This is a genomic window from Dyadobacter frigoris, from assembly GCF_005280585.1.
Lineage (GTDB): Bacteria > Bacteroidota > Bacteroidia > Cytophagales > Spirosomataceae > Dyadobacter > Dyadobacter frigoris.
In genome coordinates this window covers 76,791-95,368 of sequence record NZ_SZVO01000021.1, presented here as the reverse complement: position 1 = coordinate 95,368, position 18,578 = coordinate 76,791, and the positions used below count along the sequence as shown (strand labels likewise).

Annotated in this window: 13 protein-coding genes; 7 read left to right on the top strand and 6 right to left on the bottom strand. The window is 42.3% G+C overall.

All coding sequences use genetic code 11. The features are described from left to right. Position 1: 1 nt before the first annotated feature. The 3 genes from FDK13_RS31020 to FDK13_RS31010 form a co-directional block, all read right to left on the bottom strand. Positions 2 to 3,505: a SusC/RagA family TonB-linked outer membrane protein gene (locus tag FDK13_RS31020; RefSeq protein ID WP_229216295.1), complete on the bottom strand. Its 3,504-nt coding sequence runs from the start codon at positions 3,503 to 3,505 to the stop codon at positions 2 to 4. 251 nt (positions 3,506 to 3,756) lie between these two features. Then, the gene (locus FDK13_RS31015) at positions 3,757 to 4,800 is read right to left on the bottom strand and encodes a FecR family protein (RefSeq protein WP_170982960.1); all 1,044 of its coding nucleotides are present in this window, start codon (positions 4,798 to 4,800) and stop codon (positions 3,757 to 3,759) included. Positions 4,801 to 4,998: 198 nt separating this feature from the next. Further along, positions 4,999 to 5,583, bottom strand: a complete 585-nt coding sequence (locus FDK13_RS31010; RefSeq protein ID WP_137343903.1) for an RNA polymerase sigma-70 factor — start codon at positions 5,581 to 5,583, stop codon at positions 4,999 to 5,001. A gap of 983 nt (positions 5,584 to 6,566) precedes the next feature. Between FDK13_RS31010 and FDK13_RS31000 the strand changes: the two genes are divergently transcribed. Beyond that, entirely contained in the window at positions 6,567 to 6,905 is a 339-nt protein-coding gene (locus FDK13_RS31000) for a TetR/AcrR family transcriptional regulator (protein WP_170982957.1), read from the top strand. Between the two features lie 486 nt (positions 6,906 to 7,391). Then, entirely contained in the window at positions 7,392 to 7,754 is a 363-nt protein-coding gene (locus tag FDK13_RS30995; protein WP_137343900.1) for an RCC1 domain-containing protein, read from the top strand. A 92-nt stretch (positions 7,755 to 7,846) separates the two neighbouring features. Here FDK13_RS30995 and FDK13_RS30990 read toward each other — a convergent pair whose 3' ends face one another. The 3 genes from FDK13_RS30990 to FDK13_RS30980 all read right to left on the bottom strand — a co-directional run bounded on the left by FDK13_RS30990 (position 7,847) and on the right by FDK13_RS30980 (position 10,423). Beyond that, the gene (locus tag FDK13_RS30990) at positions 7,847 to 8,599 is read right to left on the bottom strand and encodes an SDR family oxidoreductase (protein WP_137343899.1); all 753 of its coding nucleotides are present in this window, start codon (positions 8,597 to 8,599) and stop codon (positions 7,847 to 7,849) included. A 64-nt stretch (positions 8,600 to 8,663) separates the two neighbouring features. Then, on the bottom strand, positions 8,664 to 9,404 hold the full coding sequence (locus tag FDK13_RS30985) for an SDR family oxidoreductase (RefSeq protein WP_137343898.1): 741 nt from the start codon (positions 9,402 to 9,404) through the stop codon (positions 8,664 to 8,666). Positions 9,405 to 9,496: 92 nt separating this feature from the next. Beyond that, entirely contained in the window at positions 9,497 to 10,423 is a 927-nt protein-coding gene (locus tag FDK13_RS30980; RefSeq protein WP_137343897.1) for a helix-turn-helix domain-containing protein, read from the bottom strand. A 518-nt stretch (positions 10,424 to 10,941) separates the two neighbouring features. Between FDK13_RS30980 and FDK13_RS30975 the strand changes: the two genes are divergently transcribed. The 5 genes from FDK13_RS30975 to FDK13_RS30955 all read left to right on the top strand — a co-directional run bounded on the left by FDK13_RS30975 (position 10,942) and on the right by FDK13_RS30955 (position 18,524). After that, positions 10,942 to 11,538 (top strand): RNA polymerase sigma factor, encoded by a 597-nt coding sequence (locus FDK13_RS30975; RefSeq protein WP_137343896.1) that lies wholly within the window; start codon positions 10,942 to 10,944, stop codon positions 11,536 to 11,538. Between the two features lie 177 nt (positions 11,539 to 11,715). After that, the gene (locus tag FDK13_RS30970) at positions 11,716 to 12,663 is read left to right on the top strand and encodes a FecR family protein (protein WP_137343895.1); all 948 of its coding nucleotides are present in this window, start codon (positions 11,716 to 11,718) and stop codon (positions 12,661 to 12,663) included. 41 nt (positions 12,664 to 12,704) lie between these two features. Beyond that, positions 12,705 to 16,238, top strand: coding sequence for a SusC/RagA family TonB-linked outer membrane protein (locus FDK13_RS30965; protein WP_229216294.1), 3,534 nt, complete (start codon positions 12,705 to 12,707; stop codon positions 16,236 to 16,238). 19 nt (positions 16,239 to 16,257) lie between these two features. After that, the gene (locus tag FDK13_RS30960; protein ID WP_220417469.1) at positions 16,258 to 17,856 is read left to right on the top strand and encodes a SusD/RagB family nutrient-binding outer membrane lipoprotein; all 1,599 of its coding nucleotides are present in this window, start codon (positions 16,258 to 16,260) and stop codon (positions 17,854 to 17,856) included. 44 nt (positions 17,857 to 17,900) lie between these two features. Next, complete coding sequence (locus FDK13_RS30955) at positions 17,901 to 18,524, top strand: hypothetical protein (RefSeq protein ID WP_137343894.1); 624 nt, start codon at positions 17,901 to 17,903, stop codon at positions 18,522 to 18,524. Positions 18,525 to 18,578 lie beyond the last annotated feature (54 nt).

Here is an 18,578-nt window from a genome sequence, read left to right as displayed (position 1 = left end):
TTTAGAAGTTAAGTTTAATACCGGCAGAATACGTTCTGGGTACAGGGTAAGACTCATCATCGTTGTTTAGCTCCGTTCCGCCTCTTACACCTGCATCAGGGTTGTTACCTGGATATTTGGTCACAAGAAACAGGTTCGCTGCGTTGACGAAAATCCTTGCGTCTGACAAAATACCCTTCACTTTCGGAAGTGTGTAGCCGATCGTTACATTTTTAACCCACATGTGTGTTCCGTCATAAACATAGCGTTCACTGCTTTCGCGCGACCATTTGAAGTTATCCGTTCCGCCTTGCGAATGTTTATCGGATGGGTTAGGTCCCGGATTCTGCGGTGACATCCATCTGTCTTTTGCTTTTTCTAAGACATTGAAAACTCCATCCATGTTCATTGTTGAAGCTTCAATGTTCCGGTAGATATCATATTTATATGACCCCATCAAAAGCACACTGAAATCGAAACGTTTGTAATCTGCTCCAACAGTCCATGCCCAGTTAAATTTAGGGTTCGGGTTCCCGATTTCAGTCATGTCCTTGGTGTCATAAGAAACGATTCCATCTGGTCCGCCGTTTGGTGCTCCGTGTAAATCAGCGAACTTCATAGAACCTGGAATTGCTCCGTCCTGAACAGGGGAGGCGTCGATTTCAGCTTGTGTATTGAAGATACCCAGCTTTTTGTAACCAAAGATCATCCCGATTGGCTGTCCCACTTTTTGGATATTATATCCACCATACTGGCTTCCCTGAAGGATAAAATCATTTTGTCCTTTAATGGCAAGTACTTTATTCCGGTTAAAAGTAATGTTGGCATTAGTCCGCAAATTGACCTGGCCGATTTTAAGCCTGTAACTTGCCGCAAGTTCAATTCCCTGATTCTGAACTTTTCCAAGGTTTTTCAAAGTTGAGGTGAAGCCTGAAACGGCGGGAATATTATATCCAAGCAACATATCATCAGTAACCTTTTTATAATATTCAAACGTAAATATCAACTGGTTGTTGAAAGTAGACAGATCTATTCCAAGGTCTAACTGGTTTGATTTTTCCCAGGTTAAATCAGAGTTTGCAAAACGTGTTACCGTTTTACCCGAAGCAAGTGTATTGTTGAATACATAGTTGTTCAAACCAAGGAAAGCAAGACTGGCGTAGTTTCCATCGTCACCTGCATTTTGTGCAACACCATAATTGTTGTTTGCCGAAACGTTGTAACTGTTATTACCTGTCATACCCCAGCTTCCCCGTAATTTTAAGTCCGTAAGCCAGTTTGTTTTTGGCATAAATGCTTCTTCCGAGATTCGCCAGCCTACAGATGCTGCAGGAAAATTCCCGAATTTGTGGCCTTCGCTAAACCTGGAACTTCCCTCACGGCGCATGGACGCTGAGAATAAATATTTGTCTTTGAAGGAATAGTTAATACGTGCAAGGTAGGCAAGCATCGTCCATGTTCTTTCAATAGAATTTGACGAACGGATCGTAGCATTGCCAAGATATGGAGAAAGATCATCGGGGAAAGTGTTGCCGCTTCCATATAAACCTTTAGTCGTTTCCTGTTGGGCCGTGTAACCCAAAGTAGCGTCAAAATGATGGTTCTCTCCAAGACTGGGCGAATAGGTAAGTACCTGATCAGTAGAGAAATTTATTAGTTCTTCAGAGTCATCTCTTTCAGTTGCAAGTCTTGGAGGAGCCCCGTTGGTACCGGTTTGAATAGCAAGCCCAATCGTCGAAGGTATATATTCCTTGTAGGTATTGTAATTGATCTTGGCATTTGCAGAAGATTTAAATTTCAGTCCCTTTGCAATGTTCAGCTCAACAAAACCACTGGCGAGCACGTCAGCAATATTACGGTTCCTTTTAGAGTTTTTTAGTACATACAAGGGATTTGGAAAACCAAATATGTCGCCCACACCATTATAATATGGTATTAATTCTCCTTTTTCGTCATACGCGGGGTGGCGTGGGTCACTGATCAACGTTAACCCAACCAACGCACTGCGTCCATCAGTGCTGGCGACATTAGATCTGGAATAACTTCCTGCAATGTTCATACCTACGGTGATAAATTTGTTTACCTGGCCTGACAAATTTGTACGAACCGAAGCGCGGTCATAACCTGTGTATTGCAGAGAACCATCTTCTTTGTAATAACCCAATGAAACCACCGATTTAATCGGGCCTTTACCAGACGACAAGTTTACGTTAATATTTTTGTAGGGCGCGTTATTGTGCAGTATCAGGTCAAACCAGTTGGTTGAATATTTGGTTTGGGACGGGTCACGGAAATCAGCTGGAATCTGGTCTTCGGTAGGCTGTCTGTGATTTGTCAGTACATATCTTCCTATAAAAACTTCTCTTTTAAATTGTGCGAAATCCTTTCCGTTCAATACCTTCGTTTTTCTCGAATTCGGGACATTTTGAATACCATAATCAACAGAAATATTAAGACTGGTTTTGCCGTCTTTCGCAGCTTTAGTGGTAATTAAAACCACCCCATTGGAACCTCTCGCGCCATATATTGCTGTGGAAGCAGCATCTTTAAGAATAGAAATGGTTTCAATATCACTTGGGTTAAGGTTTTGACCAACAGAGGTACCAACCGGAAAACCATCGATTACATACAATGGATCGCTGCCCGCACCAAGCGAGCTTATGCCACGCACTTTCACATCAAACTGCTGGCCGGGCGTTCCGCTTTTTTGTTTAATAATAACACCAGGCGCTTGCCCCTGAAGCATACGTGTTACGTTGGATTTAGGGACTTCACCAATATCTTCCATATTAATTATTGATACCGCCGAGGTAATATCGCGTTTGCGCTGAGAACCGTAACCCATCACGACCACTTCGTCAAGCGATTTATTGTCAATCGCCAGTTCAATATTTAATGATGTCCTGTTACCAACCACAGCTTCTTTGGATATGTAACCAACGAAAGAAAAGATCAGCGCAACTTCTCCATCCGGAACATCCAATGTGTAATTGCCCTCTCCATCTGTTGTTGAGCCTTTTTGAGTGCCTTTCACAACAATACTTACACCAGGCAGAGCCCCACCTTTATCGTCTGTAACTTTTCCTGTTATCTTTCTGTCGGCGATTACTTCGGGTGAAGAGCTTTGAGGAATGGCAATATTTTGTGAAGAATCCTCTGGCGGTGTTTCCACGTTGATCACGATCTGTCCGCCAACAACCTGGCAATTTATTTTATTAGGAAAAAAGACTGCATTAATTGCTTCTATTAAAGGTTTTTCGGAAAAATTTACTGAAACTTTCCGACGTGCATGTAGCGAACGGGAGCTATATACGAACTTGACATCAGCCGTCTTTTCCAGCCTGGTCAGTACGTCTCTGATCTCAGTGTCCTTAACGGTGATACTTACCGTTTTGCGTAACAGTTCCTGAGCTGAAACCTCGCGGGCAATACCATTGCTGAAAAATAAAAGTGACATGGTAATCTGGAGCAGCGAGACTCTCATAATCATCCAGGTAATTGTTATGATCCTTCTTTGTTTTTTCATTTCTTTGTTTTGTTAATATGAAAATTGACATACTCTTACCTGTGACATCTTGCCGGATGAAATAACTTCACAGGAAAAGAGGGAAGAGGCCTGGCTTGAAATGTTGCTGCATTTTCTGTCAGGCTGCTTTTTTTAAGATCAATATTGATTATCCCGATAATGTTGGGGCATTTATAAAAACGGAGAAAAGGATAGTACTTGTTAAATTCATAATAAATAGTTAAAGGTTTAGAAATAGATAAAACGGCTTTTTAATCACAGCGTCCGCCGGATAAAACGATACTTGTTCCCTTTAATTCATAATGTGCGTTTAATGACGCCGAGATAATATCCAGTTTGGTGTAAAGCGATTGATCCGATAGATCCGCCGTTACGGGGCAGTTGCTTATGTTTTCGTTGATAAGTTCAAATTTTAAGCCATATGCATACTGGAGTTTTTCCAGTACTTCATGAAGCGGAGTTTCTTCAAATCTGAACAACCGAAGTTTATTTAATTCCTCTGGAGCCTTTATCACAACTGGCATATCCACAAGCCCGGTTACGAAATGATTGTCTGCGTGATAGTAAACCACTTTTTGATTAGGCGTGAGTATAACCCCGTTATTTACTGCGTTGCCGGATTTTTCTTTTGCTGACTCGTTTTTCTCAACGATTACTTTCCCTGTAATAACAGAAACTTCCACATCACGGAAATTTTTCTTTCCCGACCTGATAATGAAACTGGTTCCAACCACCTTTGTTGCAATATCTCCGGCGTAGACAACAAAGGGTTTCTCCACATTTTTTGTCACGTTAAAATAAGCTTCCCCTTCCAAATGCACTTCCCTTTTATCTCTACGAAACGGTTTCGGATAATGTATGCTGCATCCCGGCTGCATGTCTACCCGGCTGCCGTCTTCCAGGTATACGGTTTTAACTTTTGCACTGTTATTAACTTCGCGGCAGCTTGTTCTGTCCAACATAGCGAGGCTGGCAGGAATATTATTTATTTTAGTATGGTAATACGCCAATCCGCCAATGATAATGACCGATGCCGCCATTGCGAATTGCAGAAATCTGTTCCTCCGGAAATTGCCTTCATTGGCCTTCTCCTCACTTTTGTTTTTACTATTGATCTTATCCCGAACCTGTTGCCATATAAATTCCTGCATCTGTGGTTGAGCTGTTCTTTCTGTATCTGACCCTTCTTTTAGATCAAAGTGATTGTACCAAAAATCGATGGTTTTTTTCTCTTCCTCAGTGCAGGTGCTATCCAGATATCTTTTCAGTAAATCGGAAAGTTCTTCCCGGTTCATTTTCATTTTAGTTAGGGAGTAAACGGTTTCTCATTAACAATGGATTCAAATATGATATAAGTGAGCTTATATTAGACAAGTCGTGAAATCGATACCGGAACCGCAAATAGTTTAGGGATATGTTAGATTATTTATATTAATTAGTTGTAATGCTAAAAAAAATCTTTAATTAATCATATATGTAATTAGTTGTAAAAACTAGCCAAACATTGTAGATACCAGAAAGAAATAGGTTACAAAGTCTTTGAGATGCACACGGAGTATGCGAAGTGATTGTGTAATGTGATATTCAACAGTTCTTTCAGGAATTTGCAGGCAGGACGATATTTCGCGTACAGAATGATTTTCAAGGCGACTCATCCTGAAAATATCACGGGTTTTGGATGGCATATGCTCCAGAATCTTTTCAACAGCGCTGTTCAAATCTTCAAAAGCAAGATTGTTGTCCGCCTGTTCGTCAAAATAGCTGATCATGTCTTCCACTATCGGATCAGAACTTTCCTTCCTGTTCAGGCTGCTTCGGATCTGGTCAATCACCTTGTATTTAGCAGCTGTGAACAGATAACGGTCGAGATTTTCTATTTTAAGATTTTCCCGTCTTTCCCATAAATCAACAAAAATATCCTGAACAACTTCCGCAGCGGCGTCATCAGAATGGAGCCGTTTTTTTGATACCCTAAACAACTCATTCCAGTATTTAATGTAAACGGCCTGAAAAGCGTCAGTATCACCGGCATTCAAAAGTTTAACCAGCACATCATCAGTAAGACTGGAATACTTCATAGAGAATTGATTTATTACGCATAAAAGAATGATAAGATTGATCGGATCTCCAAAAAGAATAAAAAATTAATCAAATTTTAATAAAACAGAGTCGCCAACTATCCTGTACTAGCCTGCCTTTGTTAAGATTTGTCCGGAAAAATTTCGTTAAAAAGAAGACGATTTTCAGCTGAATGAGACAGAAGATTGATGATTACTGCATAGTTTAACCGCTTCCATCTTTAAGAAAAAATATGCAGAACCCGACCAGAATAAAGAATTGATTTTTATATTGATGACCTTAATGTAAGACCGAACAGATTTTCAATACAGACCTGTGAGAATGAGTCGGGCCGCAGTGGTGTTCATAGCTTGAAAATCAGGAAAAATTATTGTTATATTGTTTATAATCAGATTGTTATGTTGTTTGAGCAGCAAGAGCTTTAATGGCCGATGAATTCGGGTCTGATTTATAAAAACCCTTTTCTGGAAGGAGCCAAATATGCCTATATTCCTGAGATCGTTGTAACTGTTTCGACAGGACCTCTGGTAAACTCTATAATGGTCGCTCGACTGGTTAATAGAAGGGGTTCCGTCGCCTTTGTTAAGAGAATTTTTAAATGTCCGATTTTACCTGCTCTCTAGGTTCTTGTTATTGTACTCGTCCTGGAAGATATCTAAATTCTTGACGGAAGAATGTCATTTATTACCATGAACAGGGGGATACAAGGGCAATTTTCCCCGCCACAAGTTTGGCTGGGATTTTTTTTGGCTTAATGGATGAACTATCTTGTCATTATTTATGCTTTTGTCTACTGAATTTTCGGTGTTTAAACTATTAATCCTCTTTAAGAATAATTAATCAATGGAGATTCTACACAAAAAGGATAAGGAAGAGACTAAAAAAAAATTAATTGATGCCACCGGTAAAATTTTTATGTCCAAAGGTTATTCTGGTTTACGGGCATCTAAAATTGCCGACGCAGCGGGAGTAAAGCAAAACCTTGATTTATCGCTACTTTGGAAATGTTCAGGAGCTTTTTAAGGCTTATTTGCTTCAAAAAGACTTTTGGATGTTATTTGAGGATAATCTGCTTGCAGCGAACAGGCATGACTTCGGGCAAACATTGGCCAAGAATATTCTCGAAAGTCAAATAGAGTATTTTTACTGCAATAAAGAAATGCAGCAGATCATGCGATGGCAGATCAATGAATCAAACGATATTTCGCGTGGCTTAGCTGATTCAAGGGAACGATTGGGCGAGGAAATGCTTGGGATAACGGACCATTATTTTAAAGATTCGGGTGTTAATTTTCGTGCCCTATCGGCGGTTGTCATATAGGGTATTTATTACCTTGTGCTTAATGCCAGGGTCAATGGTAGTACATTTTGTGGAATTGACATTAATAAGAAGGAAGATATGAATGAGGTTCAGAAAGCCGTAAAGTTGATAGTGGACTGGGCCTATGAAAAGGGGGAAGTCCTAACTTGAATATTTTTTAACCTTTTGTAATTGAGTTTTTTAACTATCGAAATTATAAACAGTGTGCCGTTGAACCTTGCTTTCAACGGCACTTTTGATTTTAAAGGTAGTCAAACTAGGAAAGCAGCCATTAGTAATGATACTCCCGGTCACCTTTGACTTAAAAGAGGAAAAAAGAGATTGATAATAAATAATTCCTCATGTTACTATTTTCTAAAAAAAGGAGACATAGATTTCGGGAAAAATTCAATAATCGTGTTTTACGCGGAGGACTTGCACATGACTGTAAGTCAGATTTACGATCATCACTGAAAACAATTTTATGTATTTTAAACCACGGCATCTATGAAAAAAACATTATTTGTAATTTCAATATTGCTTTTTAACATATCAACATACGCCCAGTGCTGGAAGAAAGTGGCAACGGCAAAAGACGCAGAACTAAGCAATATGAGCACATTGGCGATTGCAACAGATGGTTCTCTCTGGACCTGGGGTTTGAATCAATACGGGCAATTGGGAGATGGAACCACGACCGCCAAAACACTCCCTGTTCAAATCGGAAGTGATAAAAGCTGGGAATCTGTATACTCAATTGCAGGAACCTCATTCGGTATTAAGGCCGATGGCATATTATGGTCCTGGGGAAATAATGCGCAAAGGCTTTTAGGCGATGGCACCACGACCAATAAATCCAATGAGCAGTAATTGTATGCTGGTAATGACTCTTGTTTTCATGCCCGGAAGCTTATTTCCCATAGCTGCTGAGCGCTCAATAGCCATGGGATTATCGTTATGAATTAATTAGTTGCCCCACCATTTACGAGCAAGTGCTGTCCATTGACAAAAGAAGAAAGCTCACTGGCAAAAAACTCTGCTGCATTGGCTACGTCCTCTACCTCTGCAAGCCTTCCCATAGGGCAACTGTCCAGTAGTTGTTTACGCAGTTCAGGGTAGCTGTCTGGTTGGGCGAAGATGCCGGAATGGTCTACGGCAAAGGGGATGATCGTATTAACGGTAACCCCTCTGTGCCCGATCTCTTTGGACAGGATATCTACCATATACCTGGGTGTCGTTTTACTGCCGCCGTAAACAGCCATTCCGGGTACGGGGTAAGAAGTAGTACTGGAAGCGATATAGATAATGCGTCCGTTATCTTCAACATTTCTGGCTGCCTGCTGCATGGTGAAATAAGCACCTTTGGTATTGATGGAAAATACCCGGTCAAACTGTTCTTCCGTAAAATCTACAACTGATGTTTCAACCAGTTCAATACCCGCGTTGGCTACGACAATGTCTATTTTTCCGAACGCATTTTTAGCTTCTGTGAACAGACGTTCAAGATCGGTGACTTTGCTCACATCGGCCTGTACGGCGATCACCTTCACACCCATTGCTTTGATATTGCTCACTACCTCATCGGCTGACGCTTTATCCCGGGAGTAATTGATGACGATATTAGCGCCTAAGGCCGCATAACGCTCTGCAATGGCTTTCCCTAATCCTCTGGCTGATCCTGTAACAAGGGCGACTTTGTTTTCTAAACTGTTCATGTACCTGATAATTTTTGATATTAAAAAATGACTTTGAAAGGAATTTGAAGTGGAAAGCGACCGTTTAAGCCATGCCTCCATTAGCACCTATGTTTTGTGCTGTGATCCATTTGGCCTGGTCACTGGCTAAAAACAATACGATTTGTGCGATATCTTCCGGCTCACCAATGCGGTTAAAAGCGGAAAGTGATGCCAGGCGATCGATAACTTCCTGGGGTTTTCCCTTGGTGAACAGTTCGGTATTAGTAGGGCCCGGGGATACGGAGTTGACATTGATTCCCCTGCTGCCAACTTCCTTGGAAAATACACGGGTAAGTTGCTCAACCGCCGCCTTGGTCGCTACATATGTACTGTAAGTGGGCAGCATGATCCGGTTAACAGAGGTTGAAAAATTGATGATACTGCCTTTGTCAGCCAAGCGGGTTGCGGCCTCACGCATCGTATTAAACGTTCCGCGCACATTGATCTCGAACTGACGGGTGAAGTCTTCGTCAGTGGTGTCTTTGAGAAGTTTGGTGATCATGATACCTGCATTATTGACCAGCACATCAATCCGGCCATAATGCGCAATGGCCGCATCAAACATTGCTTTCACCTGCCCGGGGTTACTTACATCTGCCTGAATTGCAATGGCATCACCGCCTTTGGCTATGATGTCATTTACGGTTTGCCCGGCTACTTCTTTTCCGCCTGCATAGTTGACGATAACCCTGGCTCCGGCCTCGGCTAATTGATGTGCGATTGCCGCCCCAATACCTCTTGAAGCTCCTGTTACCAATATTACTTTTTCTGTTAGCTTGATCATGTTTTCTTTGTTTTAAATTGATAAAACAAAGGTCATGCATGAGCAGTGGGAAAAAGGACGGATATTAAAGCAATACTTACAAATATCTCAGATCAGTTATTTTGATGCTGTTTACGGTAGGCGGCGGGAGAAAGATCCGCGTGTTTTTTGAAGTAATTGCTGAAATGCGTGGCCTCGGTAAAGCCCAGCAGATAAGTTATTTCCTTGATGGAGGTGGTTGAATTCTGCAATAGCGATTTGGCCTCAGCCATCGTTTTGTCAGCAATCCAGCTGCTGATGGCTTTACCCGTTTTGGTCTTGATGACCGTACTCAGATAATTTGGATGCAAATGCTGCAAGACGGCAAACTCCTGAACGCGGGGTATCTTATCGGTCTTGCCATTCAAAAGGTCCCGAAAACTGTTTTCAAGATTTTGCTTGAATACCTTAACGATCAGTGAGCCGCGGTTCCCTTCGTAGATCGGGTTATAATCCTGCCAGAAATATTCTTTAATTTTCAGCAGCATCGCGACAAATAAGCTGCCAATGATCTTGTTTTTATAAGGGGACTGCCCCAGCTGCTCCTTGTGGATCTGATGGTATAACTGCTCTATTTCATCAAATTCAGAAGGCTGCAGAATTCTTGGCCGCACTGTCTCTGTGAGCAAAAAAGAAAAATCTTTATACACATCGTGATGCACATGTTCTTTCAAATAAGATTCCTTGAACGTAATCAGGTAGGCATCTTCAATGTTGTACCACTCAAACTGCCGGAAGTTTCCCGGGTTGGTAAAGTAAATGGTTCCTGGTTCTGTCAGAAATTCCATTTCATCGATTATGTATTTGCCCCGGGCATTTTTCACAAAAGTAAAACTGAAATAATCGGGCCGGTAAGCAACGGACTTAAAGGGTAGTGTCGTAAAAATTTCCTTTAAAGAATGCACGGTAAACCCGGATTTAGGATCAACTGACCCTAACGGGAGCTCCATGATCTTATACAGATCATACAGACTTTCAGATGTGGCTTCCTTTTTGTGCATCCGGTAAAATTAAAGTAATAACGACCTGGTTCCAAACAATACTAACTTTGTTGAGCGAAATATCCCTTTTGCTCAGAGTAGCAGTCAAACCTTAGCCGAAAACACGCTGAATATACTACAGGGGTTAGGGGGCAAAATCCAGGGCAATGGTAATTTTTTCAGCAAATTGGCAAATGACTCAAAATACTTGGCGATTGGAACGTGAACCGGTTCAGGAGGGGCTCAGTACTGCTGATATGCGTTTTGTCAATTGATTGACTAATAGCCTATTAATTCGTTTCAAGGCCGAGTAAAAGGTGATAATTCAATAATAAATGATAACTTTCGCATAATAGTTGTCAAAAATCAAAAAAGAGGATATAATTGTTATAGATAGAATAGTAACATGGAATGTAATTTTGCTTTAAGTAATAGAAAGCAAATTTTATTTGTAAATCATCCTCCGGGGCTCCATTTTATTAGCTGCGCCTTTCTTCAAAATTAATACGCAATGGTAATATTTTACATCTATTAAATTCATGAGCTCTTTTATTGAGGAAAAATCGCTTATAAGGCTAATTTCGCAAGGAGACCCCAAGGCCTTTTCACAAGTCTATGACCGCTACAAACCAGTGCTTTACCGCTTGGTATTTAACACGCTGAAGTCTGCGGATCTGACAAATGACACTTGCCAGGAAATTTTCATTAAAATCTGGGAGGATAGATCCAGGCTTGAAGACATAATCTCTTTCAAGTATTACCTTCTCAGTGTAGGCAAGAATCACACGTTGAATGTTCTGAAAAAAATTCTTCATGAACAAAAACGGCTCTCGACTTTTGTGCGTGATTACAATGATGTCAATAACGAGCTCGAAGAAAAAGTGGAGTCCGATGAATACCAGGAGTTTATTGATTCTGTCCTTACCAGCTTAACCCCCCAAAGTCGTAAAATATTTAGCTTGTGCCGTTTTCAAGGCATGTCCTACGATGAAGCTGCCCAAATGGTAGGCGTCTCACGCAACATTATCAAAAAACACATGGTAAAGACCATGAAAGTATTTAAGGCGGCCGTAGAAAAGGACCTGGGGATAGCGGTGAATATGCTTTCTGCTTTCGCCTTTTTTACAAGCGACTAAGAGTCGTTTCTGTGGTTTATTTAATTTCTTATTTTTGTTAAAATATAAAATATAATTCTTCATTTGTTGTATTAATCAACCGAATAATGTGACTATTGTATAAATATTTGATTTTTCTATCTAATGGGGGGTCCTTTCTGCACCCGCTGATTGTCTTACAGTTAAGACTACAACATTATGACAGATCCAAAGTTACTTAGCCGGCTTGTTGAAAGGTATTATACAAATCAGGCCACAGCTGAGGAACTGGAAGTATTTATTCATCTTCAGAAAACGGGAGCACTTGACGAAGCGCTGAACCATTATTGGGAAGAGATGATCAGAGCTGAAATACTTCACCCGGATGAAGTATTTCAGCCTGTGGTACGCAAAGTCTGGCATTGGCATATTGCAGCCGGTGTGTCTGTTGTGCTGGTAAGTTTTTTGGCAGCCTGGTTTTTAATGAACGCTTATGAAATACATGATGTCCTGGTGAAAACCGATGCTTTTGATGAAAGGCAAATTGTATTGCCGGATGGGTCACTGGTAACTTTGAATCGTAACAGCACTGTTTCTTATCCTGAAAAATGGAGTGATGGGGTCCGGAATGTAAAGTTACTGCTCGGAGAAGCTTATTTCGAAATCAAAAAGAACAAGGATTACCCTTCCTTTATTGTGCACACGCAGGATGATTTAAATATCAATGTCTTAGGAACTGAGTTTAATGTTTCCAGCAGACATGGAGATACCTATGTATATCTTCATAATGGTAGGGTAAAAATCAAAAAGGATGATAAAGAGGCATTTTTGGATCCTGGCCAGCTGGCACAGTACAGCAAAAGGGTTGGTGAGCTTCGTGTAATGCCAGCCAGCGGGGAACGCTGGCTGGCCTGGAAAAATGACATGTTTTACTTTGATGACGCAACACTCTCAGAGATAAGCCTGGCGCTGCAGGAGTATTACCACAAGCAAGTGATTATCGAAAATGAGTCATTAAAAGATTTGCGTTTTACCGGGAAAATTTCCCGGAACAGTATCGGTATGGTGCTTAAAATTCTATCCAGGACGCTGAATATAAAGATTGCACAGCATAAAGATCAGATTATCATTGAGAATTCCGAAAAGGTTGAACGACATGCAGATTAGTATCTAACCTAACTACTTACCTACAATTAATTTTCAGACTTATGAGATCAATGTTATTCAGGAAGAAATTTCTGTGGCTGATCCTTCTTTTGCCAGGCATAATTAGCCAGGTAAATGCACAGGGGGCCATCTGGGCACGTGGGAATGATAATAAACAAATACCAGCCTCTAAAAAACAATCAATCGCATTAACAGATGCCCTGCAGGAAATTGAAAAAAAATACGATGTAACTTTTGCATATCAAAAAGGACAACTTATCGGGAAACGTATATCGAGGGCGTTAGTTAAAAATGAAAATATTGAAACTTATTTGAAGGAGGTATTAGCACCCTTGAATCTGTCGGTTGAAAAATTTCAGAAAACCTTTGTCATCTCAGAACCTGTAAAAACAGAGCCAGTGAAATCTGCGCCTGTTACGCATGCTGCAAAGACGGTTGATATTCGTGTAAAAGGAAAGGTAACTGCTCAGGATGATGCGAGCGCACTTGCCGGGGTAAATGTTATTGTTAAAGGCACCCAGATCGGGACGTCGACCGATCAGGACGGTAATTATACTCTTATGGTTCCAAACGGGGAGTCTGTTTTGGTATTCTCCTTTTTAGGTTTTACAACCTATGAAACGGCCGTGAAGGAGAGAGCCATCATTGACGTGCTCTTATTTTCAGACAGCAGGCAACTTAGCGAAGTGGTTGTAACGGCGGCCGGTATTGAACGGCAAGCCGGAACACTTGGTTATTCGGTTGCGACCTTAAAGGCAGAGGATCTTGCACAAAAAAATGAACCGGATCCGATGCGTGCGCTTACCGGTAAAATGGCGGGTGTCAATATCCAGGGTGGTGGGGGAATTGCAGGTGGTTCTACCAACGTGACCATCAGAGGGAATTCCTCTCTTGGAAATAACAACCAACCTTTATACGTCGTGGACGGTGTGCCTTTCGATAACTCAACGTATGCGCCTTCGGGCGATCGTCAAACGCAAAGCAATCAGTCTACGGCCAGTCGGGCTTTTGACATAGATCCTAATAACATCCAGAGCCTGACCGTATTGAAAGGAGCTGCCGCAGCGGCACTTTACGGATCCCGCGCAGCAAACGGGGCCATCATCATCACCACGAAAGCCTCGGCTAAAAAGGGGAAAAAAGGCACAGAAATTACCTACAGCACATCTTATTCACTTGAAGAAATTGCCGGACTTCCTGATTACCAGCAGACCTATGGTCAGGGAACCAACTTTGATTACCGTACAGCGGTATATGGTTCGAACGGATCGGCATACAGCAGCAGGGAAACCATTCCGCATCCGCTTGCAAGGCCTGGTTATAATTCGACCGATTTTCCTTCCTTTTATATGGCTGATGGCGTTACGGCCGCTCAGGTACCGTACCGCTCGTATGCAGGCAAAAGTCAGCGGGACTTTTTTAGAACCGGCTCGGTTTTTGAAAACGGCCTGACAATTAATAGCGGCAGCGAAAAAGGAAACTTTACGCTGGGGGTGGGACGCACAAGCAATAAGGGGATTGTGCCCGGGAATGAAATTTCCCGTACTTCTTTTAACGTGGGCGGCAATGTGCGGCTGGATAATAAGTTTTATGCCCGGGGTACGATCAATTATGTCATGACAAACCAGAAAAGCCCGCCAATCGGAGGAAGTGGCGATATCATGAGTAATTTATATTACCTGCCAACCAGCTATGATCTTTCGGGCCTACCGTTTGAAAACCCAAATACAGGGGCAAATGTCTATGACCGTGACGGTCTGGACAATCCTTACTGGTCGGTCAGGCACAGCCCGTCAACTTCCAGCGTTGATCGTTACTATGGAAATTTCGTGCTCGGTTTTGATCCGACACCCTGGTTAAATATTCAGAACACCGGTGGATTTAATGCGTATACCGACCGCCGGATAAGTGTCCTGGGAAAAGGGTCTTCTGTTTATGCAAACGGAACGATCAATACCGACAATATTTATCGCCAGGAGCTTGATAACACACTTTTGTTCACAGTGACCAAAGACTTTGGAGCTGATTTTTCCCTACGTGCCATTCTTGGAAATAATATCAACCAGAGAAAAACCGAACGCTCTGCTTTCAGCGGTGATAATATCATTACCCCGGGAATCAACGATATCAGCAACACTTCAACGATCACCCTGGGAAGTCTGCCCAACAACAGAGCGAGAATCAAACAGCGTTACTATGCCTTTTTTACCGACATCACCCTGGACTACAAGAAATTTGCATCTTTAAATATCGTGGCACGTAATGATGTGTCTTCTACGCTGCCAGCCCAAAACAGAAGTTATTTTTATGGCGGAGCCAACGGTTCTTTCATCTTTACCGAGGCGTTTAAAATACAAAATAAAATCCTGACCTCAGGTAAAGTGAGACTGGGATATACCAAAGTTGGTAATGAGGCAACGCCTTATCTGACGGCAAATGTTTACACAGCCAATGCCGACGCTAACGGGTTGGGCTCGCCTTTTTCCAATGGAACTGTTACCAATGTAAGTACGCTGACTATGTCCGATATCCTGACAAATGCGAATCTTAAACCTGAATTTATCACTGAATTTGAGACAGGTACAAATCTGGAATTCTTCCAGGGGCGTTTCTCTGTGGATCTTACATACTATCATAAAAAGAGCACGTCTCAAATATTTACAGTAAAATCTGCTCCTTCAACAGGCTACACAGACCGGATCATTAATTTGGGCCAGACTTCCAACAAAGGGATTGAAGTTACGCTGGGAGCCACACCTATTGAAACAGAAAACGGCTTTAAATGGGAAGTGGATGCAAATTTTACAAGAAACCGCAATATGGTCGACGACTTAGGTGGATACGCACAGCTTGTGTATGGCAACAACGTACACATTCCCGGACAGCCTTATGGACAGATCTACCGCGGACGGTATGCGCGGGATGAAGAGAGCAACATTTTGGTCAATCCGCAAACGGCAAAACCGATCTCTGCGTCTACAAGTGGTCCGATAGGAAATCCCAATCCTAATTTTATGGCTGGCATAAGCAACTCTCTTTCCTTTAAAAAATTCACATTCGGCTTTCTTTTTGATTGGAAACAAGGCGGCGCAATCTACTCAAGCAATGTGGGTGAAGCCATGGCGCGCGGGGTCAGCAAAGATACCGAAGATCGTTACCGGATGCTGACTGCGCCCGGTGTACTGGGCGATGTAAACACGCTTCTTGCATTGAAGGACGGGGAAGGGAATAAAATTCCCAACAACACTGCTATTACAGTGATCGATTATTTCTTTTCAGGCGGCTATGGGCCTGGCGGGATTGCTGAGGGGTCTGTGTTTGATGCAACTGTATTTCGCCTTCGTGAAGTTTCGCTGGGTTATCAGCTTCCGGCCCGCCTGCTAAGTAAAACACCTTTTGGTTCAGCATCTCTGTCCGTTAGCGGAAGAAACCTGTGGTACAAAGCACCAAATTTTCCAAAATATATGAATTATGATCCGGAGGTAAGCACAGGATCATCCAACAATGCAGGTGAGGATTCTTATGGCGTGCCAACGACACGCCGCTATGGGGTTAACTTACGAATCAGCTTTTAATTCAGTCAAAACCGGAATCATGATGAGAAAAAAAATAAAACTATCCGCGTTACTTGTTCTGCTATTTCTGGCAAGTTCATGCAATGATTTTGTGGACATTAATAATGATCCCAATAACCCTACAAAACCTACTTTAAGCTTGCTTCTGCCGGCAACACAAATGTCATTGGTCAGCTACTTCAACACGGTAAACGGTGGAGGTTCGGCTGTAATGCAACATTTTGCATCAGGTGCATTGAACCGGTGGAACCAAACCGGAACATCGTTTTCAACGGCATGGTCGGGCTTTTACACTGCTACCATTCCTGATATTGAAACAGTTATCAGAGAAGGTACTACTCAGGAAGCCTGGGGGTATGTGGCAATAGCCAAGCTTGAAAAAGCATATTTATATTCGATTATGGTGGATTTATGGGGCGATGTACCCTATTCCCAGGCAGTCGGCGAGAATCCCAATCCCGGCCTTGACAAAGGTGCTGAAATTTACACAAGCCTTTTTTCATTGATCGACGAGGCGCTCGCAGATATGGATAAGAGCTTTACAATTGCAGCCGGTTCTGATATTTTTTATCAGGGTTCCAAAGCCAATTGGCAGCGAATGGCTAACTCGCTTAAATTGAAAATGTATAATCAAATCCGGCTTACGGATCCGGTAAAGGCAGAAGCGGGTATCAAGGCGTTGATCTCAACAGGCGTACTACTGGTCTCAGACAACGCGCAGGATTTTTCTTTCCAATACGGCACGAATGTAACGCCTAATGCGCGGCATCCATGGTATGTAAGCTGGTATGGATCGGGCAGAGGTGGTTATGTGAGCATGCCTTTGGTCAACAATCTGAAAGACAATGACGATCCGAGGCTTCGTTATTACATTTTCCGTCAGAATGCAAACGTGGGACTTGCCAATTCTATGAATGGCGAAGGCTATTATGGCCGTGAACCAGGTGATGGGGCTGCCTCACCGGCCGATGCGAATACCAGAGCATTGATCGGAATTTATCCTGCGGGCGGTCTGTATGATAACGGAACAATCAAGACCCTTACGGCGGCTAACATTTACTTGAATAACACGGGCGCGGTTTCAACTTCAACGTCAAACTCATTTAAAATCCCTCTTTCTACTTCAGGAGACGGAACAGGAGCCGGTATACTGCCGTTGATTACCAATTCTATGGTGAAATTTATCAGGGCAGAGGCGGCACTTACGATGGGAACCGGGGAAGATGCTGCACAGCTGCTTGCTGATGCAGTAACTGCACATCTGAATAGTGTAAGTACGCTGGCAGGCAAAAACAAAGGAACGACAATGCCAGCTGCAACCATCACCGGTTTTGTTAATAGAATTAAAACACAATTTGCGGCGGCCAGTGATGCGGGCAAAATGGAGCTTGTGATGACTCAAAAATGGATATCACTATTTGGCAATGGTGTTGAGTCTTATAACGACTACCGCCGCACAGGCCTGCCAAGGCTTGGTGATCTGGTATCTCCTCTGGACGTATACCCGTTACGATTTTATTATTCAGAGACGGAGCTGACTTCTAATGAGTCGTTGATCCCGGATCGGGAAAGAATTCAGCGGGCACAGCAAACTACGCCTGTTTTTTGGGATAAATAATCTGGCAGTGATTAAAATCGATACTAATTTCTAAACTAACAGGTATGAAAAAGTTCTTTGTATATATCCTTTTGTCAATGTCTTTTTTGATAGATTCCTGCAAGAAGGTGGAATATGACTGGGAAAAATTTACCACCAGTGCTGCTCCGCGGGTAACAGTCAACATAACTAAATCTGCGCTTCCTACCGTGCAAACAGGAAATGTTTCGTTCTTTAATCTGAAAGAAGCAGATTATGCAACCAAACAGCAGTTTGAATGGACGCTTGATTATTTCGATTTTGGAAGAACCAAGGTGCAGTCAATTGATGTATATCTGAGTTTTAACAAACGCGAATCAAGTCCTCCTGCATACCCGATTGTGTTTTCGCTGGCCGGAGAGTTTCCCAGTATTCGTCAGTTTCCGCTGCCAAGCACGGTACTAGCGACCGATAAGCTGTTTGAGAGAGTAACTGCTTTTCCGAAAACTTTTACGCATACACCCGCCGAGCTTGCCGCTTTCACCGGTACTAACCTGAGCGCCGTAACGGTGAACGATTATTTCGTTTTCAAGTTTATTTTGACAATGGGTGATGGCAAAAAGATTGTTCAGTATCAGGAAAATGCTTGTGATGAATCCCGTGGAGAGCCTTGTGACTGTCGTGTGGGTGTGCGGTTTAAAAACCAGTAAAAGTATTATTCCAAGTTTTGAAGGCCATTTTTTGTCTACTTGTTGACCATTAAT